Genomic DNA, 22,727 nt, shown 5'->3' on the forward strand with positions numbered 1-22,727 from the left:
AAGAAGTATATAGTAAGAATGATTTGGAGATACAGATGGGGATATAACTATTTTATTTAGGACGGTGCACTTTAAATGGATTTACAGAAAGGGAAATTATATTGGAACACAACTTTTTCTAATACACCTTCTTATCCTCGGTTGGAAGAAGATATAAAATGTAACGTACTAATAATAGGAGCAGGAAGTTCAGGTGCTCAATCAGCATATTATTTGAGTGAATCAGATTTAAATATTGTTGTCGTCGATAAAAGAAAGGTAGGACATGGAAGTAACCTTACAAATACAGCACTTATTCAATATTTAGGAGATAAGATGTTTTTTGAACTTGTAAATACATTTGGAGAAGAGTATGCAGTTAAGCATATGAAATTATGTGAACAAGCTATTAATGATATTGAATATGCTGATCAAAACTTGCCTTATTGCTCTGATTTTAAACGACGTGACAGTTTATATTATGCAAGTTATGAAGAGGATATAAAGAAATTAGAAAAAGAACTGTATTATTTACATAAGCATGATTTTAAAGCGACTTGGCTATCAGAGGAACAAATTGGACAGAGATATCCATTTAAAAAACGTGCAGCTATTTATACGTATAATGATGGTGAAATAAATCCTTATAAATTTACACATAGTTTATTAGAACAAGCTTCTAATAAAGGAGTTCAAATTTATGAAGATACAGAGATTGTTGGCAAAAAGTTAGAGAAAGAATGTGCTATCTTTTATACAAAGGGGGGCAATTCTATTACTGCCAATAAAGTAATTGTGGCTGCAGGATATGAAGGATTGGAATTTAAAAAGGAAAAGAACGCTACACTGATTAGCTCATATGCAGTTGTTACTAATCCTGTAGAAGATTTATCTTCTTGGTATAAACGTACTCTCATTTGGGAAACTGCGAGACCATATATTTATATGAGAACTACTGCAGATAACAGGATTATTATAGGTGGGCTAGATGAAGATACAAACATTGCTCAAGAAAGAGATTCAAAATTAATCCATAAAAAAGAGAAATTAGTAAATGAATTTAATAAGCTCTTTCCCAATATAACAGTTGAACCTGAATTTTATTTAAGTGCTTTTTATGGTGGTACTCATGATGGTTTACCTATAATTGGAATGTATGAAGAGTTTCCAAATTGTCACTTTATCTATGCGTATGGAGATAATGGATTAGTATATAGTATGGTACTTTCTAAAATTGTTCGAGATATAATTATTAAAGGTTCAAGTCCGGATTTGAATTTATATTTACAAACTAGACCAAAACTAAATGAGTAAGTTGCATGTATGCAAAATCAAGGTAGTATAAAAAAGTAATAGTTTTTACGGTTTTAATTACTTTATATAGGAAGCAATTCTACAATTATAATCTCTCCAATATATTTGGGGGGATTTATTTTTTTTTTTTATGATTTATTGAAAAATAGTCTAATTAAACTATATATTTTATTGAGTGTGAAAAAAGGAGGAAAGAGGCATGGTTGCAAAAGAGAGCAACTTACGCTTAGTGATAGCTGGGTTAATGCTAGGCATTTTAATGGCTGCAATGGATAATACAATTGTTGCCACTTCAATTGGTACAATTGTCTCAGATTTGGGTGGATTGGATAAATTCATATGGGTTACTTCTGCTTATATGGTTGCAGTTATGGCGGGTATGCCTATTTTCGGGAAATTATCTGATATGTATGGTAGAAAGAGGTTTTATATTTTTGGTTTATTAATCTTCTTAATTGGTTCTGCATTATGTGGTACTGCGCAAAGTATTGTTCAGCTAAGTATTTATCGTGCAATTCAAGGTATAGGTGGGGGGGCACTGATGCCAATCGCCTTTACCATTGTATTTGATATTTTTCCTATTGAAAAAAGAGGGAAAATGACTGGATTATTAGGGGCCGTATTTGGTTCTTCAAGTGTATTAGGACCTTTATTAGGTGCGTATATAACAGAAAATATTAGTTGGCATTGGATTTTTTACGTCAATATTCCAATTGGTCTAATGTCATTAATTTTTATTTTAAAAGCTTATAAAGAAAATAATCCACCTACTAAGCAAAATATTGATTGGTGGGGGGGCGATAACACTCGTCATAGCAGTAATTAGCTTAATGTTCGCTTTAGAATTGGGAGGAAAAGAATTTAAGTGGGATTCGATACAAATCATTGGGTTATTTGCATCGTTTATTGTATTTTTTGTTGGCTTCCTATTGGTAGAAAGAAAAGTGAAAGATCCGATAATATCATTTTGGATGTTTAAGCGTAAGGAGTTTGCAATATCACAAATTATTACGTTTTTCTATGGAGCAACATTTGTTATTTTAACAGTATTTATTCCTATTTTTGTTCAGGCTGTATATGGTGGAACAGCAACTAATGCTGGATTAATTTTAACCCCAATGATGTTAGGTTCTGTAGTAGGTAGTGCAATTGGTGGAATATTTCAAACGAAAATTAGTTACCGCAACTTGATGTTATTATCTATAATATCCTTTGGGATAGGTATGTATTTGTTAGGAACGATGGATCCGCAAACAAGCCGTGTACTTTTAACGATATACATGATTATAACGGGATTTGGAGTTGGATTTTCGTTCTCTTTGCTTCCCACAGTTTCTATTCATAATATGGAACCGAGATTCCGTGGTTCAGCTACTTCGACAAATTCATTCTTTCGTTCACTAGGTATGACAATTGGAGTAACGATTTTTGGCTCCATTCAAAATAGTACCTTTACAGCTAACTTAAAGGATGCTTTTAAGGGAATAGAACATGGTTCCAGCATGTTAAATAATCTAGGTGATCCAAGTGCAATATTTCGCTCAGATGTAAGATCCAGTATCCCTACGTTTATTCTTGAAAAAATTATAGCTGCTATGTCATCTTCAATTACTACTGTTTTTCTATTAGCTTTAATTCCAATTATCGTTTCGTTTATAGCAATATTATTTATGGGAAATTCCAAAGCTGGTACAAAGGATAATAAAGTGAATTTGAAGTCATAAATTTTATAAAACAAAAAGATTCTTTACTTATTTTTAGCTTATACTATTGGTATAGGTTATTAAGGAGTGGAGAGTTATGAATACAAAGCTTTTTATGCTGGGTCTTCTTATGGAGAAAAATAGGCATCCGTATGAAGTCCAGCAACTTTTAAAAAATAGTGAAATGAAATATTATATAAAAATTACTAAAGGCTCTTTATATTATACATTTGAGCAACTTGAAAAGAAGGGCTTTATAGAGGTTGTTGATATTATTCGTAATGAACAACGCCCTGAAAGGACTATTTACGGTATTACTAAAAGTGGTAAACAAGAATTTGAGCATTTATTATTAGAGCAAATGATAAAGAAAGAGGATATGCATCGTCCTATATATGAAGCGCTACTTTTTGCACAATATGGGGAGGAAGAATTAATTCTAGAACAGCTAAAAACTAAAATTTCTCAACTGACGTTATATCTTACTACCCTTCAAAAAGTATATGAAGAAAAGTGTGGAAAAGAGAGTGTAGCTAAGTTATATATATTATCTAGTGTCATTTTACATTTAAGAACAGAGTTAAAAGTTTTACAGAGTTTATATAACACCATAAAAAATGAAAAGATAGATAATATAGGAAATGATGTACTTAGAGAGATAGAAAATCAATGTTTATAGTGAAGAAGATTATAAAATAAAAAGGATGATTCTTATAGTCTTTTAAAAATAACAGAAGTACTTGTTCTCATAAAGAATGAATTGTGCTTTAAGAATTAGAAGAGATAGCCATGCAAAATAAAATTATTGTTATGTTTCAAAAAGATTTTCGTTTATATGATAACCCAGCTCTATTTGAAGCTGTTCAGTCTGGTGAGGTTCTTCCGGTATATATACAAGATGAAACTTTTTCAATAGGAAGTGCGGCAAAGTGGTGGTTACACCATGCTGTAAAAGATGTAAAGAAGCAACTTGAGGCATTGGGCTCTACTTTAATAATTCGTAAAGGACGTACGGAGGAAGAAATACTTTCTCTCATAGAACAATTAGATATAACGGCTGTATATTGGAATATTTGTTATGATCCGGACAGATTACAATCTAATCAAAAAATGAAAATGATGTTAGAGGATAAAGGTATTATCTGTAAGGAATTTAATTCGCATTTATTATTAGAACCGTGGATTATAAAAAAGAAGGATAACACTGAATATAAGGTGTTTACGCCTTTTTACAATGCATTTCAAAAGCAGGTAATACCTAAACCTATTAGCAGAGTGCAGAGTATAAAGTGGGGAAACTCTTTACCAGCAAGCTTATCTGTTTCAGAATTACACTTGTTGCCGACTATACCGTGGACATCTCATATGGAAGCAATATGGGATCCGACAGAAGAAGGGGCATATAAAACATTCAAGAAATTTTTCTCTAGCAAATTAGCCTCTTATAGTGAAGGAAGAGATTTTCCAGATCAAAATGTCCATTCGATGTTGGCACCGTATCTTTCATTTGGTCAAATATCAGTAAAGCTAATGTTTCATTACTTAATAAATAAAAGTACCGAAAGACAATGTAGTCTTTTTGAAAAACAAGTTAATAGCTTTATACGTCAATTAATTTGGCGAGAGTTTTCTTATTATTTACTATATCATTATCCATTTACAGTATCTAAACCTCTTAATAAGAGCTTTGAAAATTTCCCGTGGGATAAGGAAGAGGAGTTATTAAGCGTATGGCAGAAGGGTGAAACTGGTTATCCGTTTATTGATGCGGGAATGCGGGAGCTTTGGCAAACAGGTTTTATGCATAATCGGGCAAGAATGGCTGTAGCCTCTTTTCTTGTAAAGCATTTGTTAATTCCATGGCAAGAAGGAGCAAAATGGTTTATGGATACACTACTAGATGCTGATATTGCAAATAATACAATGGGATGGCAATGGGTTGCTGGAAGTGGGGCAGATGCATCACCGTACTTTCGTATTTTTAACCCCATCACACAAGGAGAAAAGTTTGATAAAAATGGAGAGTATATAAGAAGATGGGTACCAGAATTAAGCGATATACCGAATAAATATATACATAAACCATGGGAAGCGCCTGCGCATATTTTACAAAAGGCCAATATAAAGCTTGGGGATACATATCCTTATCCGATTGTTGATCATAAGGCAGCACGAGAGAGAGCCCTTTGTGCATATAAAAGTATGAAAGAATTTGTATAAAATAGGTTAAATAATATGTATTTGGAATTTAAATATTAGAATTTTATCCATTACAAGGGCATACTAATCATATAAAGTTTCTATAATCTTCTAGTAAAAAGGAGAATGTTTATGAAAAAATCTAGTATTATAGTATTTTTACTAACATATGGTTTGTTTTATGTTTCTAGTGTTTTATTCCCTATTGATCGTACTTGGTATGATGCGTTAGAAAAGCCGTCTTGGACACCTCCTGGTATGACAATCGGAATGATATGGGCTGTATTATTTGGACTTATTGCATTATCAGTTGCAATTATTTACAACAACTATGGATTCAAGCCAAAAACATTTTGGTTTTTATTCCTTTTAAATTATATATTCAATCAAGCGTTCAGCTATTTTCAATTTAGCCAAAAGAATTTGTTTTTAGCAACAGTAGATTGTTTACTTGTCGCTATTACTACGTTACTTCTCATAGCGGTTTCTTCCAAATTATCTAAAGTATCGACATGGTTGCTAATACCATATTTTTTATGGTCTGCATTTGCTACATATTTATCTTGGACAATTTATAGTATAAATTAAAGACGGAACTAAAAACTTGAGCACAATAAAAATGCTCGAGTTTTTATGTGTGTTAATGATAATCCGAAATATGGAATATATACATCTTATGGAGGTCATCTTTGTGAAGAAATGGATAAAAATTACGCTGTACTCTTTACTAGCTATTTTAATTATAGGAAGTTTTACTTTTTTGACTTGGTCTCAGTTTACTTATAAACCGACGAAAGAGGCTTTGTCGTTAGTAGATGATAAAAAAGATGAAGATAATATCGTTTTTGGAGCGAAAGATGCGAAAGTAGGGGTTATTTTTTATCAAGGAGCTAAAGTAGAAGCTGAGGCTTATAGTTACTTAGGAGAAGCGCTTGCAAAAGATGGGCACTTTGTAGTAATGCCTAAGTTACCATTAAATTTAGCGATACTTGGAATAAATGAGGTAGACAGTGTAATTGAAAAGTATCCGGAAGTTCAAAAATGGTATGTTGCAGGGCATTCAATGGGAGGAGCTATGATTTCTAAGTATGCCTTCCAACATGAAGACAAGGTAGACGGGATTATTTTCTTAGGTTCGTATCCTGCAGATGACTTTTCTACAAAATCGATTCCGATGTTATCAATTTATGGGGAAGTAGATGCTTTAGCAACTGTAGAAAAAATAGAGAACAATAAAAAGTTCATGTCAAAGAATACAACTATGCACATGATAAAAGGGGGAAATCATGCTCATTTTGGCATGTATGGTGAGCAAAAAGGTGATAATGCGAGTTTAATTACGGCAAAAGCACAACGAGATGAAACAGTAAAAGTAATTGAACAATGGTTATTGGAACAATGATAACGAATTTAATAAATCTACCGAAAGAATTATCCAAACGGTAGATGGGAGAGAGAATAAAGAGCCAAATCGTATGAATTGGCTCTTTTATTTATTTGCTATCTCCAATTGTCCCCTTATTTTCTCCGGAATATCCTCTTTAGAAATAATATCGTAAGAATACACATATTTTCCTTTCACATGAATTTTTAAGTAAGTTTTTCTTATAAAATCATTAGGCGTGTTCGTTCCAACTGTATATTCTTTTTCATTACTTAATTCGTCAACAGCTTTTAGTGAGTACATAGCTTTTCCTTTATGATGATAATCTGGAACACCATATCCTTTCGCAACGGCATATACATTTTTTTCTTCAGCAATCGGATTAAATCTGTCTAAATCTCCACGTAATATGAAAGGTAGTAAGTATATAGGGAGGCCTATTCCTAGTATGCAAATTACAAATTTCTTCATGATCGTTTCTCCTTTTGTCTATTTACATTTTTGAGTATAGAAAAAAGTTCTTATGAATATAGAGGGAAATTCTTTAAGTTTTTCTTAATAAAGTTTAACTTTGTGAAAAAAACTAATTTGAGCATTAAGTTTACGAAATGAATAGCCAAATAACCTGTTTTCTTTATTTTTTGATGGTAGGTTATTAGGCTTTATATTGGTATGAGTGAATTAAGAAATAAGTGAGATTTAGGAAATAGAATGAATTTATCTTACAGTAATAAGAGAATTACCTAAATAAATGATAGTGAGAACAATTAAAGAAAGCATCTAGTGGGGTGCTTTTTTCTTTTGAAACAGAGAATCTCATGGGTAGGTTACATGTAATTTCGTGCTGTGCTTCTAGGTCATTGGAAAATCCAACAATAAAAAAAGAGGGGGAAGGCGTTTTTTATTGAAGTTTGTTAATGATAGATTTTTAACTTGAGAGGGGGATCGTAAAATAGATTATTAATCTCTTTGGTAATTTTTATTTTCCTTATAGTTGGCATATTGTATTAGAAATTTTAAATTTTGAAGGGAGAATCAATAAGTATGGGTAAGAAAAGAAGAATAAGTAATAAGTTATTACTTATCAGTGCAATTTTTACAATAGCAATTCCCTCAGTCTCATATGCGGAGGAAGTAATTTCACCTGAAAAGTTTACGAGTTCTTCAAGTTTGTATGAGGGACGGAATACGGAAATTTTGAAAACAAATTTATATCCTAATACATATAATAATCCATTTAACCACCAATTTATTTCAAAATTAAAGGAAGTAAACACAAATATAAAAAAAATAGACAATAGTGATGATGAAAATCCTATTATATCTACTACTCTTTCATTTATTCGCCATATGAATAGTGAAGATTATAAATCTGCATTTGATTTAACCTCAAGGTCATTACAGAAAATAATATCCGAAGAATGGCTGAAGAGCTATTGGGAGGGACTCCCAGTTCAATTACAAGCAGGTTCTTTTATAGAAATTGGAGAGGTTACACAAAAAGAGACAAATCCTGTTCATACAAATGTGGAGATTCAATTAGTTTTTGAAAAAATGACTGTACCTTTACTAATTAAACTAGATCCATCTGGAAAAATAGACGATTTTCAACTCAGCATGTCGTTTAGTCCTGTTGCTGAGCGTCCGTCATATAGTAAGCCTGAATCATTTGTTGATAAAGAAGTAGTAGTTGGAAGTGGTGCATTTCCATTACCAGGAACATTGTCGGTTCCAAAAGGAAATGGTCCTTTTCCAGCGGTTATTCTTGTTCAAGGATCAGGAGCAACTGATCAGGATGAAACAGCGTTTGCTTTAAAACCGTTTCGCGATTTAGCTGAAGGTCTTGCATCGAAGGGAATTGCTGTCCTTCGCTATAATAAAAGAACTTATGAACATGGGTTGAAAACACAATTTAGTCCCTTTTATACAGTTGATAAAGAGACAACAGATGATGCTCTTCTTGTAACTCAATTTCTTAAAAATGAGCCTCTAATAAATAAAAATCAAATTTATATTTTGGGTCATAGTCAAGGTGGAATGATGCTTCCGAAAATGATTGAAAAAGACCAAAATAAAAATATTGCTGGAGCAATTGTAATGGGAGGGCCAGCTCGTACGATCCAAGACGTTGTTTTAGATCAATTTGAGTACCTTTTCTCTATTGGAGCAATGAACCAGGAGCAATATAAATTCTACAAATCGCAATTTGAATTATTAAATGATCCAAATTTCTCTGGTCAGAATCCTCCAAAAGATTTTTACTTAGGATCAGCAGTATTTTGGGATTCTATTCGGAAAATTAAAGCAGCAGAAATGTCAAAAGAACAAAAGACACCACTTCTTATTATTCAAGGAGAAAGAGACTATCAAGTTCAATCAAAAATCGAAATTCCTCTTTGGAAAGAACAATTAAAAGAACGAAATAACGTTGATTATCGACTATATCCAAAGTTAAATCATTTCTTTACAGAGGGCGATGGGGAAATAAGTAAGCCGGATGAATATTATAGTCCTGCTAATATACCTGAGTATGTTATAAATGATATTGCTGCTTGGGTGCAAGGCAGATCGCAATTAAATTAGCAACCATATGTTTTAATAAAGACTTTCTTTCTGTAATCAAAATAGAAATATTTTTATTAGGTTATATGTTTTTTTTTAGCACTCTTTGAAAAGGAGTGCTTTTTTATTTTTCTATGATTTCTATAAAACAATGTGCTTACCTTCCAAACAAATCGTTATTTGGAGCGCTTTTATCAAAGCAAAGTTCTTGTGACATTTCTTTGATATTAAAAACATGAATAACCTATTGTGTAAAATTTTTCGAAAATTTAGGTTTAACATCTTTAAAATAGGTGTATTACATATTACATAACAACTAAATAAAAAAATAAAAAATCTAAAGGAGGAAAGATACCATGCATACGAATGAAAGAAAAACGGTAGTTTATGAATATCAAAATGAACAGGAAGTAGTTATGAAAGTAAAAGAGCTAGAATTGCGAGGGGTTCGCCACGATGACATTTATGTTTTAGCACATGAAAAACATATAACAAAAAGGATTGCGGATGATACAAACACAAATACGATTGGAGTAAAAGAACAAGGATTGGGCACAAGTATTATCAACTTTTTCTCCAAAAAAGGGGACGAGCTCCGAAATCAAATGGAGGAAATGGGGTTGTCGAAGGAGGAAGCTAACTTATATGAAGAAAAACTAGATCAAGGGAGAATTTTACTCCTAGTAACAGATGAAACACTAACGGCGAGTGATAGGCAGCCGCAAAACTATCATTCTCTCTAATAGATTGCAACATCTGATAAATAGGTAAGGTAATTATTTTAGGTTGTAGCATTGAAGAAAATAAAAATAGAAAAGGATGAGAAAAATGAAACATACAATATTTAAATATGCTGTGATTGGAATTACGACCGGAGTCATTGTCTCCCTATTAAAAAAAGAAAATCGGAAAGCTATACAAACAAAAGGAAAAAGCGTAAAAGAAAAACTACAAGAAGGAAACATAAAGGAAACATTGGAGAAGGTAACTGAGACAAGTAAACAATTTTCTGTAACTGCAGCTAATGTTGCAAAACAAACATTACCACAACTGCTTACAGCCACACCAGTTGTCATTTCTACCATTAAAGACTTAACAGAAAACGAAAATAATAAAAAGAAAACAGGTGAAAAGGATTACGAAATAAATGAAAATAGTAAGAACTTAGACGGGGAAAAAACGAAAAATGAAAAGAAATATGTGAAAGAAGGGAAAGAAGAGAGTGCCTAGATTTAACTCTAAAAATAGAAAGTGAGGAAAAAAGTATGAAATCTCTGTATGCAATTGATGTAGGAATTGGCTTTACCAAAAGGGCATATCGACAGGATGTAGATTCTGAGATGACGGTCAAGAGTGAAGCTTCCACACTAGCCCCTGTACCTAATCATGCTGAAAGTGAAGATTTAACAAAGGTAAGTTTTATAGACTTAGACTTTGCATACTACATGGGAAATGAAGCACATCAATCTGACGCTTCATTTCTTCCTCCATTTGACGATGAAATAGAAAATTATTATGAAAGCGAAGAGTTTAAACAACAAATATTTGGTTGCATTGCAAAGGATTATAAAGAAAATGTCGTGTTACCTCTAGTTGTTACCGGGCTTCCCATCACTTGTTTTGGTAGTCAGCATGAGCAATTACAACGTGCACTAAAAAAAGAAACTTCCGTGCAAATTGATGGGAAATTTATTAATATTACGGTGGAAAATGCTTTGATTCTTCAGCAACCGGTCGCTTTACATGCCTATCTCTTAAAAGAGGGAATCATTCAGGAACGAGATCGCATCTTAATTATTGATGGTGGATTTCGAACATTAGAAATGACAGATATGAAACAGAATCTCATTTTAAATCATTATGAGACGGAACTAGGATGTAGCAAGCCTTTGAAAAATATTAAGAATATCGTGCAGAATCATGAGGGTGAAAGTAATCAATTGCATATTAACGACATGCCAAACATATTAGAAAAAGGATATGAATGTCGAGAAGAAAATCATGAGACAAGTCAGGTTCATACTTTGATTCAAAAAGAGTTGGATGCACACTTCCAAGACGTCATACGTGTATTACAAGAACAATTTACGTTAGAACAGTATGATACTATCATTTGGACAGGAGGAATAGTAGATCTCCACAAAAAACGAATTGAAAAAATGCAAAGTGAAATTTCTTCTTTCCGTATGGTAGACGCTTCGAAAGAGGCTGCACTTCATGGATACTACATTATTGGGAGTCAAGTATTTGACGACATCACCAATCCATCTGCATATGAATCCAAATTATAATAACGACTGAAATGGAGTTCGTTGAATAGACGTGCCAAATTATGTAGCTTCTTTTCCACATATAATAAATTCTTTATAAGAAAAGATAAAAAGTGCTTGTATAGAGGAAATGTTTAAAATTGAAAATAAAAATAACTAATATATAGGGGGTCTTCCTTTTAAAAGAATAAGACCTCCTATGTCATTTATTTTATAATTTAGATGATCTAAAAACTTTTCCTTCAAGACATGAATACCTACATACAAATTTCGTATTACGGATATGATTCGATCAAACATAAAACTATTTAGAAAGGAAGAATAGTATGGAATGCATAAAAATGACGAAATGGAGTTGGTATCATGTGAAAACTAGTGAGCTTGAAAAACTTTCTTCTATAATCCCTCGTGATGTAACATCTTATTTCTCTCAATTTGTAAAGAAAATAAGTTCTCCTTGTGAAAATGGATTATATGTTTATACGTTATCACCAAGTCAAACTTGTGTATATGGTTCGTTTTTATATGATCAAGATAAAAAGGACGCCAAAATTCAAAAATTTCTTCATTATTTCGTAGCTCATGGAATACTGATAACAGTTCAGGAAAAGGAGGAAGAGGATTTCCAAAAATTAATACATAATATCCCTATGGGTACAAAAAATTGTAATAGTTCTGCTGAAGGATTATGTGCTATCTTATCAATGTTTATATCTCATTATTTGCGAAAGGTTGACTACTTTGAAAACAATTTCAGAAATGTATTATGGGATTTTTATCATCATAATAACATAGCAGTTTTAGAAAGGATTTATCATATTCGTCATGAATTATTTATGAACACACATGTGTTTCGCTTAATACAAGAAGTGTTACAAGGCCTAAAAGAAGCTTGGTTAGAAAAACTAACAAACACCCTTTGTTATAAACAAACACACGTAAAATTAGAGCGTGGATTACAACTTGTTAAAGAGTACCAAGAAGAATTAGACACGATGATTCATTTGCAAGAAGTTGTTTCTTCTCATCGTGGGAATGAAATTATGAAAGCTCTTACTGTATTAACTGCTGTGAGTACGCCTTTGACAGCCTTAGGAGCATTATGGGGTATGAATTTTAAATACATGCCTGAACTGGAATGGAAATATAGCTATTTAATCGCTCTCTTATTTATTATTTTCACAACAGGGGGGATGTATATGTATATGCGATTCAAAGGATGGACAGGTGACTTATTACGAGTAAAGAAAAAGAAATCTTTTTTTAAATCTAATTAATCCTGTTTATAAAAAATATGATAGATATTAACCTAGATATATGGTTTGTAATATTTGTTAATTGGGATAGTCCCATATCCCCATCAAGTTAAAGTTTTGATGTCCCCGCAATGATAAAAATGGTGAATATTTATATGAAAGATTAGAGCTCTCCTTCTTGTAGGAGGGCTCTAATCTTTGTTTAAAAACTATATCATATACATGGGCAGACTCAATATGTGAACTTTGTCCGGATTCAATTTAGAATATAAAAAAGGAGAACTTGCGTTAGAATACAAGCTCTCTTTAAAAGAAATAACGTAATTGAGATACTTATATATTAACAATTGTTTTCTTCTAATTCCATATGTCATATGTTGAGAAATAAATTATAAATGGATTGATAAAGCTAAAATGAATGATTGACATAATATTTAGACGATAATATAATAAATCTCGAATTCAAGATAACTTGTAAAGGATTGGTAATTATGAGTGTGATTAATGATGAGAGCTTATCTTTAAAGTTATTTGTTACATTATCAAGGGCAGCACAGGCAATTACTAAGCGTATTGAAGAGGATATAAAAAGTTATGGACTTAATCCAACTGAATTTGCAGTGCTTGAGCTACTATATAGTAAAGGCGATCAGCCTATACAAAAAATTGGAGATAAAATATTACTTGCAAGTAGTAGTATCACGTATGTAGTGGATAAGTTGGAAAAGAAGAGGTTCTTAATACGAAAACCATGTCCTAGAGACCGCCGTGTCACGTATGCGTCAATTACTTCAGAAGGTATTGAACTAATGGATATTATTTTTCCTCAGCATAAAGAGGCGATTCGGCAAATATTTGGCGGTTTGGACTATATTGAGAAAAAAATGATAATCGAAAAGTTGAAAAAATTAGGGTATTATGCACTAGAACTATAAAAGTTTAGAAATATATCTCGAATTAGTAATGTCCTAATTAAATATAAATTAAATAAATAGGAGGAAAAATTAATAAATGGTAGTAAATTTATTATAATACAAAATGAATAAAGCGTGTAATTTCAATCGGTATAATATGAAATGAAGTTGTTATGTTAACGTATACATATCGTCCTTTAAATTATAAATCTTTCATAAAGCGGAGAGTGGGTATCAAGAATGGAATTACGTCATTTAGAGTATTTTATTCAAGTTTGTAATAATAATAGTTTTACTAAAGCTGCGGAAGTTCTAGGTATTTCACAGCCGACTTTAAGTCAACAAATCCGTGTTTTAGAAGGTGAACTTGATACACCTTTGTTTCATCGAGTTGGAAGAGGTATCAAAATGACAGAAGCGGGTAAGCTGCTATTTGATAAAGGAAAATTTATCATGCAACAATTTGATGACGTTTATAATGAAATTTTTGAATTAAAGGGTGTAAAAAGAGGTGTGATTACTATAGGAGGTTTATTAGAGGATCTCACTTATTTAACACCTTATATTATGAAGTTTCAACAACATTATCCCAACATCGTAGTAAAAATTATAGAATCTGAAGTTGCTGTAAATCAAATCGTTGACAAAAATATTGATTTCGGGATTACACGTAGTGCTCAAATTCCAGACACATTAACAAACACTCTTTTGTATAGTGAAGAGCTCGTCCTTGTCATTCCAAAAAATCATCCTTTGAATGAAAAATCATTTGTTTCTTTTCGAGAATTAGTAGGGCTGAGTAGAATAATGGTTTCATGTAGTTGTCGTGAATCTATTAAGATATATTGTGAGAGTTTAGGGTTATCTTTATCTGAAGCAAATATAGAAACAAAATCTTCTATTTCTCTATTGAGCCTTGTATACAATGGACATGGGGTTGCCATAATACCTCTTTCACTGGTTAACTTTGTTAATAATGATACTTTGAGCATAGTTCGTATTACTGACCCAACACCAAGCCAAGATATTAATCTTATTCACTTTGATGATAAATTTTTAAGTTTTGCAGCACGTATCTTTATGCAGAAGTTAAATGATTCGCAAAAAGTATCAGTGTAATAGAAATAATAATGATTCTAGTGTAACAATTGAAAAATTAAGATCTATATTAAAGTCAAAGGGCAGTGGATTTATATGTGTGGTGTAGTCGATCAAGAGGGGGATACCATTGACTTTTAATTAAGGAAAAAAGGACAGACTTTGCAAGGAGAGAAGGCTATCAAAAACAAGTTAAGTTAATCAATCAATTCTTCGGTCTTATCGCATAGTAACAGGTTCCATGTAGGGATATACAATGTTATTTCGAATCTACATACCCTTATTGTAGAAAGAAAACCACCGGCATTATACCGGTGGTTTTGACTTAGAAAGCAAAGCAAGTACAACCAATCCCCCATTTAGTTCCATCTTTTCCTATTACGGTATGAGTGTGTTGATGGAGAGGGTTACTACAACTATGTAACTTGTTATCATGGGAATCGTGGGAAAGTATAGTGTTGGCTAGGTTAGCACCACCATAACCGTAAATGCCCGTCGGTGACCAATCAGGTGATGCTGGCGGCAATTCAGGTGATAAATTTTTAAATTCATCATTTCCATAAACAACCTGTCCACCCATAATGGTGAGTAATGATTCAAGGTTTTTGATTTCTTCTTCTGGCACAGTAAAGTAGTCAGCAGACAATACAGCAATATCAGCAAACTGACCTACTGCCAGGGTTCCTTTTTTACCTTCATCACCAGAGAACCACGCACTTCCTTTTGAATATAATTCCAGGGCTACTTTTCTATCAAGTTTATTTTTTTCATCGTATATCGAAAGACCACCAATGGTTTTTCCAGCAACCATCCAGTAAAGAGCAACCCAAGGGTTATAGCTGGAAACCCTAGTTGCATCACTACCGGCGCCAACAGGTATACCAAGTTCTAACATACGATAAATCGGAGGTGTATGCTTTGCAGCTTCCTTTCCGTATAAATCAACAAAGTATTCACCTTGAAAAGCCATGCGGTCTTGGATGGCAATACCGCCATTTAAAGCCTTAACACGTTCCATACTACGATCTGAGATTGTTTCTGCATGATCAAACCACCAGCGTAGACCATTAAAAGGAATTTCTCTGTTAACTTCCTCAAATACATTTAAGAAACGTGTGATTGACTCATCATAAGTTGCATGTAAACGGAAGGGCCAACGGTTTTCCACCAATAGAGAAATTACTTTCTTTAAGTCGGCTTCCATCATCGTAGCTAGTTCAGGCCGTGGCATTTGAAATTTTTCAAAATCGGCTGCTGAGAATACTAACATCTCTCCGGCACCATTCATTTTATACTTATCAGTTCCTTGACCTGGAGAAACAATTTTTGCCCATGAAGCAAAGTCTTCATATTCATGATTTGGATTTTGCGTAAATAGATTATACGCAATACGCAAAGTTAATTGATCTTTCTCAGCTAAATGTTCAACAACTTTATAATCATCCGGATAATTTTGGAATCCACCACCTGCGTCGATGGCACTTGTAATACCTAATCTATTTAATTCACGCATAAAATGGCGAGTTGAGTTAATCTGGTCGTCAAGATTAAGTACTGGAGCTTTACCCAAACTTGAATAAAGAATAGAAGCGTTAGGGTTAGCAATTAAAAGGCCCGTTGGATTACCTCTTTTATCCCGCTGAATTAAACAGCCTGGAGGGTCTGGGGTATCTTTCGTGTATCCCAGTGCACGTAGCCCTGCACGATTTACAAGTGCTCTATCGTAAAGATGTAGCACAAAGACAGGAGTGTCTTCAGAAACGGCATTAATTTCTTCCAAAGTTGGCAACCGTCTCTCTTTAAATTGAAATTCAGACCAACCTCCAACTACTCTTACCCACTGAGGAGCAGGTGTACGCCTTGCCTGTTCTTTGAGCATTTCTAGAGCAATAAAAAGTGATGGCACGCCTTCCCAACGTAATTCCATATTATAATGCAGACCACCACGAATAACGTGTATATGGGAGTCATTCAGGCCTGGAATAGCTCTCTTTCTTTTAAGGTCTATTTTTTTTGTTTTTTCCGTGGCACTATTAAGAAGCTCATCTCCACCTACTGCAGTGACTAAACCATCAGTTATGGCGATAGCAGATACCTCAGGCTGAGATGGGTCAAGGGTAGTAATTTTTCCGTTATATAAGATCATATCCGGTAAATTCATGTTCACACCTCGTCTACTTTCTATTATTTTGTAACCATGGATGAAATAATTTACCGAAAATCGGCATGACTACCCATGATAGCAAGGACACTATACATACAGAAACGAAAAAAGCGGACATAATAGGATTCATATGTTTTATAATAGGTCCTATCACTTTAGGAACTAACATGCTAAGAGGCCATACACCCAGAAGGGTAACGATAGACATTTTCCATTTTGGCGGTGGAACTGGCGTTTTCGGAGTAACAAACCAATAAGCCAAACTACTTTCAGTTTTGTAACTTGGATTAGTAGCTTGAAATTGTTCTGCCGTTTTTAACAAATCCCGGCGAATGTCTGATTCTTGCCAAGCACGTAGATGCTCATACGTATCAAATCGAAAAATAACAGTATACTCTCTCGATTCGTTACTTGGAACTATTAGATTTACACCTAAATGCCCTGGGAATTTAGTAGCGGCAGCTTCGATTTCATGTCTCCATGTTTCAAACTGTTTTTCTTTACCTTGTTGAATTTCCCATGTAACAATCGTTGTTACTGGATCAGCAGCATCCATCGTGTTCCCTGTATAAGTCTCTTCGACAGCTACTCCTTCTTGTTTCATATTTTCCTGCTTGGAAGCGCGCCGTGCACCATAGTATATGCGTATTCTACTCCTTGACCATAAGCGCCAGTGTGCTCCTTTACAATTTCCATTACAGCATCATAAGTGTCTTTGTGTGCCCAGTCACGTTGGTATTCAAGTAAAACTTGAATTGCTGTCACTGGAATTGCACCAGCTTGTTCTACACGACGCATAGCAGCGTTATGTGCTGTCAGACTAGTACCACCTGAAGCATCATCAACTGCATACACTTCATAGCCAGCTTTAATTGCTTCAAGCACAGGGAATGCAAGACAAACTTCAGTCCAAAGTGCTGCAAATATTAATTTCTTTCTACCTGTTGCTTTAACTGCTTCAACAAATTTTGGATCTTCCCAAGAGTTCATTGAACTGCGTTCTATAATTTCATGGTTTGGGAATATGTCAAGAATTTGTGGCCAAAAATAACCAGAAAAGCTGCGTGTCTCAACTGTAGTAAGAATAGTAGGTACGTTAAAAGTTTTTGCTGATTTAGCAAGTAGCATAACGTTATTAATCAATGTTTGTCTATCAATACTTGCAACTCCAAAAGTCATTTGAGGTTGAAAATCAATCAAAATTAATGCACTGTTCTCCGGATTTAACAATTCTAAATTACTCATAATAAAACGCTCCTTTTTTAATTGTTTAAAATAGATATTATTGAAAATAATATATTTTCTGTTAATTTAAAATTGTAATCGTAAAAATAAAATTTTTGCTATACCTTTTAAATTAAAAGAGAGTGCTGATTTAATCAGCACTAAATGTATACCATCCATTTTTTTGAAAGTGATTTAAAGCTATTTCTTTGAAATACATTTATGCATTTTGTTTACTAAGATCTCGCTGAGCTCCCCTATAGCTTCCAATTATATTTTGATAGCCTGGAAGATTGCTAGCAAGCAAATTGCCAAAACCTTCGACATCATTGCGCCAATCGCGTTGTAATTCGCAAGCTACGCTAAACCAGTTCATAAGTTGTACACCACTATGTGCCATACGAGTATTGGCAGCATCTGCAACTTGTTTACTGAAAGTTCCTGAAGCATCCGTAACAGCAAATACTTCATATCCAGCTTTTATAGCGGAAAGTGCCGGGAAAGCAACACAAACGTCCGTAACTACGCCTGCGATGATAAGTTGTTTTTTTCCAGTTTCTTCGATTGCTTTTACAAAATCATCATTATCCCATGCGTTAATTTGTCCAGGTCGAGCTATTTTTGGTGCATGAGGAAAGAGATCAACCAATTCTTGCATTAAAGGTCCATTAGGCCCGTTTTCGAAACTTGTTGTTAAAATAACTGGTAAATCAAAAAACTTAGCAGTATGAGCAAGAGCTAAAACATTGTTCTTGAATTCATCAACACCATAGTCACGTACTAGTCCGGACATAAGACCAGTTTGATGATCTACTAAAAGCACGACAGCATCATCTTTGTTAATACGAGAATAGAGATCAGTCATTATGTATTCCTCCTAAAAATTAAGTAATCGAAGAAAGTTTAAATAGTCGAATACTATCATAAGTTTCGTCGTTTATAACTAAGCTGACCAATAATATTGGTTATAGCAGCATTCACAGAACATGAAGTGCTATACAAATTTATAGTATTTGAAAACTGATTCGTTAATCAATTCTAAATTATCTATAATTTGTATAGGTTGTAACTATAGTTGTTTTCACTATAAAATAGATTGGTTTTACCTATACATCCTATAGATAGAATGATATTGATAGTCACCTATTTTTGTTATTACAATTGAATAGGAGTAATGTTCAGTAATTATTTTATGATGAAAAAGGTATTAGAGGGGGGATTGTTCCAAAAGGAGAAAATGAATGCATTGGAACAATAGAGTTTCATACTTAGAGTTCACAATATAAACGTGCATGAATAGGTTATGACATTCATCCGGATTATTGAAAAAAAGGATACATATTAGAATATTTTTGGGAGGTAGAAGCATGGCTAAAATTACTGTAGGAACCGAAAATCAAGAACCAATTGAGATATATTATGAGGATCATGGCACAGGAAAACCAGTTGTACTCATTCATGGTTGGCCGTTAAGTGGTCGATCTTGGGAATACCAAGTTCCCGCTCTTGTTGAGGCTGGATACAGAGTTATAACATATGATCGTCGAGGATTTGGACAATCATCTCAGCCGTGGGAAGGGTATGAATATGATACCTTTACTTCTGATTTACATCAACTATTAGAACATTTAGAGCTTCAAAATGTCACACTTGTTGGTTTTTCTATGGGGGGAGGCGAAGTAGCCCGGTATATTAGTACGTATGGAACAGATCGTATTGAAAAGGCTGTTTTTGCTGGGGCAGTTCCTCCATATTTATACAAATCAGAGGATCATCCTGAAGGGGCCTTAGATGATGCAACAATTGAAGCATTCAAAAGTGGTGTGATAAATGACCGCCTTGCATTTCTTGATGAATTTACTAAGGGATTTTTCGCGGCTGGTAATCGAACAGATTTAGTTAGTGAGCCATTCCGTTTATATAATTGGGATATTGCAGCCAGTGCATCACCTAAAGGAACACTTGATTGTATTACCGCCTTTAGTAAGACAGATTTTAGAAAAGACTTGGAGAAGTTTAATATACCTACTCTTATTATTCACGGTGATTCTGATGCAACTGTACCATATGAATATAGTGGGAAATTAACACATGAAGCAATTCCTAATTCTAAAGTAGCCTTAATAAAGGGTGGTCCACATGGGCTAAATGCAACGCATGCTAAAGAATTTAATGAAGCACTCCTATTATTTTTAAAGGACTGATTACAACTATATAATTGTTAATTGATAAATTATAAACAAGTAAAAATAAATCTAAAAAAAAGATGCTCTTGGATAAAGCCAGGAGCATCTTTTTTTAATGCGGAGTAGTGCACCACCGTAATCAATTCAAAGGATAGAAATCTTTCATAACGAAATTTCTATTCTTTTTTTAATGGTGGTAATGATATGTTAGGTTGATAAATATTCATTAGTTTCGAATTGAATATTCTTCTTAACAGCAAAAATTTATTGATTAGAGTTTTTTTAGGTCTTTTAGATGTATTGCTATATTACGATCAAGATAATATTTTGAATAATCCTCCAAACAAAGAAACGCACATTTTCTTGTTTTGGGTAGTGAAGTTTCTTAAGTCGAGTGGGGCCCTTTACATCCTAATAAAAAGTGTAGGCTTAAGCTTACAAATATTCATCCTCCACTTAAAATTGACGTTTTACACCTTCACATTTTTGAGGAAGGAGTTATTTGTCAGAAAAAAATAAAATCTTATTAATTTTTATAATTAGTAGAATTTTTGTAGAAATAATTCTCTTAATATATTAAAATAACATCGTATTATGTCAGATTTTAATTAGGGGAGAGAAATTTTATGTTGAAAAAAATCATTCCAGTTGCTTTAGCATTAAGTACAGTTACTTTTACTAGTGTATTTGCTGCGCCTTCAATCCAAGCAAGTACAGAACAAAACCGCTACATAGATGTACAAATGCTCGGTATTAACGATTTTCATGGGCAACTAGACACTGTAAAAAAAATTAACAATAAAGATGCAGGGGGAATTGAGTACTTAGGGGCTTATTTACGTGATCGTGAAAAACAAAATCCAAATACATTAAAGGTACATGCCGGCGATGTTGTTGGAGCAAGTACTCCTGTTTCAGCATTATTACAAGACGAACCTACAATTGAATTTCTAAATGATTTGAAATTCGATGTTGGAACGATAGGAAATCATGAATTTGATGAAGGTGTTGAAGAAATGAACCGCCTTATTTATGGTGGATACCATGAGAAAACAGGGAATTTTAAAGGAGCAAAATTCCCATATGTTGCTGCAAATTTCTATAATAAATCCACCGGTCGTTTATTTTTACCACCATTCACTATAAAAAAGGTACAAGGAGTTCCTGTTGGATTTATCGGAGTCGTAACAACGGATGTTCCTAATCTTGTTATGCCTACTATGCTAAAGAATGTAGAAATTACAGATGAAGTTGAAGCTATTAACAAATCCGTAAAGCAATTAAAAAAACTAGGCGTTAAATCTATCGTTGTTCTTGCACATAACGGAGGTATAACAGATGGGAACGGCGTAACAAATGGTGATATCGTCCGATTAGCAAATGAGACTGATCCAGAAGTCGATGTTATTTTTGGTGGGCATAGCCACACCTATGTAAATGGAACTGTTAATAATAAACTTGTCGTACAAGCAAATTCATATGGTATGGCTTTTGCTGATGTTGATGTAAAGATTGATCGTAAAACACAAGATATTGTTGAGAAAAAAGCAGAAATTGTTACAACTTACCATGAAGGCATAGAGCCTGATAAAAAAATCAAGAAGAAGATGGAGAAATATCAAGCAAAAATCGCACCTCTTGTTAATGAAGTTGTAGGTAAGTCTATTGCGCCACTAGATCGCAAACTCAATACGGCTGGTGAATCTACTCTTGGAAATTTAGTTGCTGATGCCCAGCGTACAACAATGCAATCTCAAATTGCACTTATGAATCCTGGTGGTATTCGTAATGACTTAGATGCTGGTGATATTACATGGGGAGAGATATATGGTATTCAACCATTCGGAAATCAATTAATAAAAGTAAATTTAACAGGTCAAGACATTCGTGATATTTTAAATCAACAATGGCAAAAAGACATAACAAGAATGCTTCAAATTTCAGGAATCCAATACACTTGGGATGCGAACAAGCCTAATGGAGAAAAAGTAACAAGTATTCGCTTAACAAATGGAGAAGAAATCATTCCTTCTAAAACTTACAGCGTCGTTGCGAACGCATTTCTAGCTTCAGGTGGAGATGGATTTGTATCCTTTAAAAACGGTAAAGATGCTGAAACAGGACCAACTGATTTTGAAGCATTAGTAGATTATATAAAAAAATCAAAAGAACCAATTCAGTCTATTATTGATGGAAGAATTCAAAAAATAAATTAGTTTTTTATTAATCTCAAAAACAACTAGATTACCTGTGCACTATACTTTTTAGTGTGCAGGTAATCTATTTTTTTGATTTGAAATAGTCTAACTGTGGCCAATGGGTATACTGTCTAGATGCAGAGTGCCGAAAAAAATGAAGTGAACAAAAAATAACCCCTAAATTAACTCTATGATAAAGAGGCTACAAACAATCAAAATTTGGAACTTCATATTAACCATATATTAACTACGTTAATAATACATACTGAAATTGAA

General features: G+C 33.4%; 19 protein-coding genes and 1 pseudogene. 15 read left to right on the forward strand and 5 right to left on the reverse strand.

Features of this window, described 5'->3' with window-relative positions; genetic code table 11:
* Positions 1 to 75 precede the first annotated feature (75 nt).
* From DN400_RS02355 to DN400_RS02380, 6 genes and pseudogenes are all read left to right on the forward strand, one after another.
* Positions 76 to 1,293, forward strand: coding sequence for an NAD(P)/FAD-dependent oxidoreductase (locus DN400_RS02355; protein WP_097846607.1), 1,218 nt, complete (start codon positions 76 to 78; stop codon positions 1,291 to 1,293).
* Between the two features lie 199 nt (positions 1,294 to 1,492).
* Positions 1,493 to 3,017 (forward strand): annotated as a pseudogene (locus tag DN400_RS02360) (MDR family MFS transporter).
* A gap of 76 nt (positions 3,018 to 3,093) precedes the next feature.
* On the forward strand, positions 3,094 to 3,675 hold the full coding sequence (locus DN400_RS02365) for a PadR family transcriptional regulator (protein WP_001093176.1): 582 nt from the start codon (positions 3,094 to 3,096) through the stop codon (positions 3,673 to 3,675).
* Positions 3,676 to 3,785: 110 nt separating this feature from the next.
* Positions 3,786 to 5,216, forward strand: a complete 1,431-nt coding sequence (locus DN400_RS02370) for a cryptochrome/photolyase family protein (protein ID WP_016512614.1) — start codon at positions 3,786 to 3,788, stop codon at positions 5,214 to 5,216.
* A 111-nt stretch (positions 5,217 to 5,327) separates the two neighbouring features.
* Entirely contained in the window at positions 5,328 to 5,783 is a 456-nt protein-coding gene (locus tag DN400_RS02375; protein WP_000749743.1) for a TspO/MBR family protein, read from the forward strand.
* A gap of 103 nt (positions 5,784 to 5,886) precedes the next feature.
* Positions 5,887 to 6,597, forward strand: a complete 711-nt coding sequence (locus tag DN400_RS02380; protein ID WP_000758821.1) for an alpha/beta hydrolase — start codon at positions 5,887 to 5,889, stop codon at positions 6,595 to 6,597.
* Between the two features lie 87 nt (positions 6,598 to 6,684).
* Here DN400_RS02380 and DN400_RS02385 read toward each other — a convergent pair whose 3' ends face one another.
* Positions 6,685 to 7,050, reverse strand: coding sequence for a YxeA family protein (locus DN400_RS02385; protein ID WP_000714887.1), 366 nt, complete (start codon positions 7,048 to 7,050; stop codon positions 6,685 to 6,687).
* A gap of 573 nt (positions 7,051 to 7,623) precedes the next feature.
* Between DN400_RS02385 and DN400_RS02390 the strand changes: the two genes are divergently transcribed.
* The 7 genes from DN400_RS02390 to DN400_RS02420 all read left to right on the forward strand — a co-directional run bounded on the left by DN400_RS02390 (position 7,624) and on the right by DN400_RS02420 (position 14,700).
* Complete coding sequence (locus DN400_RS02390) at positions 7,624 to 9,162, forward strand: alpha/beta hydrolase (protein ID WP_000516847.1); 1,539 nt, start codon at positions 7,624 to 7,626, stop codon at positions 9,160 to 9,162.
* A 335-nt stretch (positions 9,163 to 9,497) separates the two neighbouring features.
* Complete coding sequence (locus DN400_RS02395; RefSeq protein WP_147801525.1) at positions 9,498 to 9,884, forward strand: YflT domain-containing protein; 387 nt, start codon at positions 9,498 to 9,500, stop codon at positions 9,882 to 9,884.
* An 85-nt stretch (positions 9,885 to 9,969) separates the two neighbouring features.
* Entirely contained in the window at positions 9,970 to 10,371 is a 402-nt protein-coding gene (locus DN400_RS02400; RefSeq protein ID WP_000683216.1) for a hypothetical protein, read from the forward strand.
* Between the two features lie 35 nt (positions 10,372 to 10,406).
* Entirely contained in the window at positions 10,407 to 11,432 is a 1,026-nt protein-coding gene (locus tag DN400_RS02405; protein WP_147801526.1) for a ParM/StbA family protein, read from the forward strand.
* A gap of 305 nt (positions 11,433 to 11,737) precedes the next feature.
* Positions 11,738 to 12,688, forward strand: a complete 951-nt coding sequence (locus DN400_RS02410) for a magnesium transporter CorA family protein (protein ID WP_000388935.1) — start codon at positions 11,738 to 11,740, stop codon at positions 12,686 to 12,688.
* A 470-nt stretch (positions 12,689 to 13,158) separates the two neighbouring features.
* Positions 13,159 to 13,602, forward strand: coding sequence for a MarR family winged helix-turn-helix transcriptional regulator (locus tag DN400_RS02415; RefSeq protein WP_000111430.1), 444 nt, complete (start codon positions 13,159 to 13,161; stop codon positions 13,600 to 13,602).
* Positions 13,603 to 13,821: 219 nt separating this feature from the next.
* Positions 13,822 to 14,700: a LysR family transcriptional regulator gene (locus DN400_RS02420; RefSeq protein WP_000423187.1), complete on the forward strand. Its 879-nt coding sequence runs from the start codon at positions 13,822 to 13,824 to the stop codon at positions 14,698 to 14,700.
* Between the two features lie 304 nt (positions 14,701 to 15,004).
* On the opposite strand, the gene DN400_RS02425 is transcribed toward DN400_RS02420, so the two are convergent.
* The 4 genes from DN400_RS02425 to ycaC all read right to left on the reverse strand — a co-directional run bounded on the left by DN400_RS02425 (position 15,005) and on the right by ycaC (position 18,932).
* Positions 15,005 to 16,840, reverse strand: a complete 1,836-nt coding sequence (locus DN400_RS02425; RefSeq protein ID WP_001052853.1) for an amidohydrolase — start codon at positions 16,838 to 16,840, stop codon at positions 15,005 to 15,007.
* A gap of 13 nt (positions 16,841 to 16,853) precedes the next feature.
* A complete protein-coding gene (locus DN400_RS02430) occupies positions 16,854 to 17,447 on the reverse strand; it encodes an antibiotic biosynthesis monooxygenase (RefSeq protein ID WP_000806852.1) in 594 nt (197 codons plus the stop codon).
* Entirely contained in the window at positions 17,444 to 18,088 is a 645-nt protein-coding gene (locus DN400_RS02435) for a hydrolase (RefSeq protein ID WP_000067162.1), read from the reverse strand. Before DN400_RS02435 ends, DN400_RS02430 begins: the two co-directional genes overlap by 4 nt.
* A gap of 199 nt (positions 18,089 to 18,287) precedes the next feature.
* On the reverse strand, positions 18,288 to 18,932 hold the full coding sequence (gene ycaC / locus DN400_RS02440) for an isochorismate family cysteine hydrolase YcaC (RefSeq protein ID WP_000131214.1): 645 nt from the start codon (positions 18,930 to 18,932) through the stop codon (positions 18,288 to 18,290).
* A 502-nt stretch (positions 18,933 to 19,434) separates the two neighbouring features.
* On the opposite strand from ycaC, the gene DN400_RS02445 reads away from it, so the two are divergent.
* Both DN400_RS02445 and DN400_RS02450 read left to right on the forward strand, forming a co-directional pair.
* Complete coding sequence (locus DN400_RS02445) at positions 19,435 to 20,271, forward strand: bromoperoxidase (RefSeq protein WP_001074328.1); 837 nt, start codon at positions 19,435 to 19,437, stop codon at positions 20,269 to 20,271.
* Between the two features lie 608 nt (positions 20,272 to 20,879).
* Positions 20,880 to 22,469 (forward strand): bifunctional metallophosphatase/5'-nucleotidase, encoded by a 1,590-nt coding sequence (locus DN400_RS02450; protein ID WP_016512618.1) that lies wholly within the window; start codon positions 20,880 to 20,882, stop codon positions 22,467 to 22,469.
* Positions 22,470 to 22,727: the final 258 nt, after the last annotated feature.

This window comes from Bacillus sp. AR8-1 (assembly GCF_008042345.1).
GTDB classification, from domain to species: Bacteria; Bacillota; Bacilli; order Bacillales; family Bacillaceae_G; genus Bacillus_A; species Bacillus_A cereus.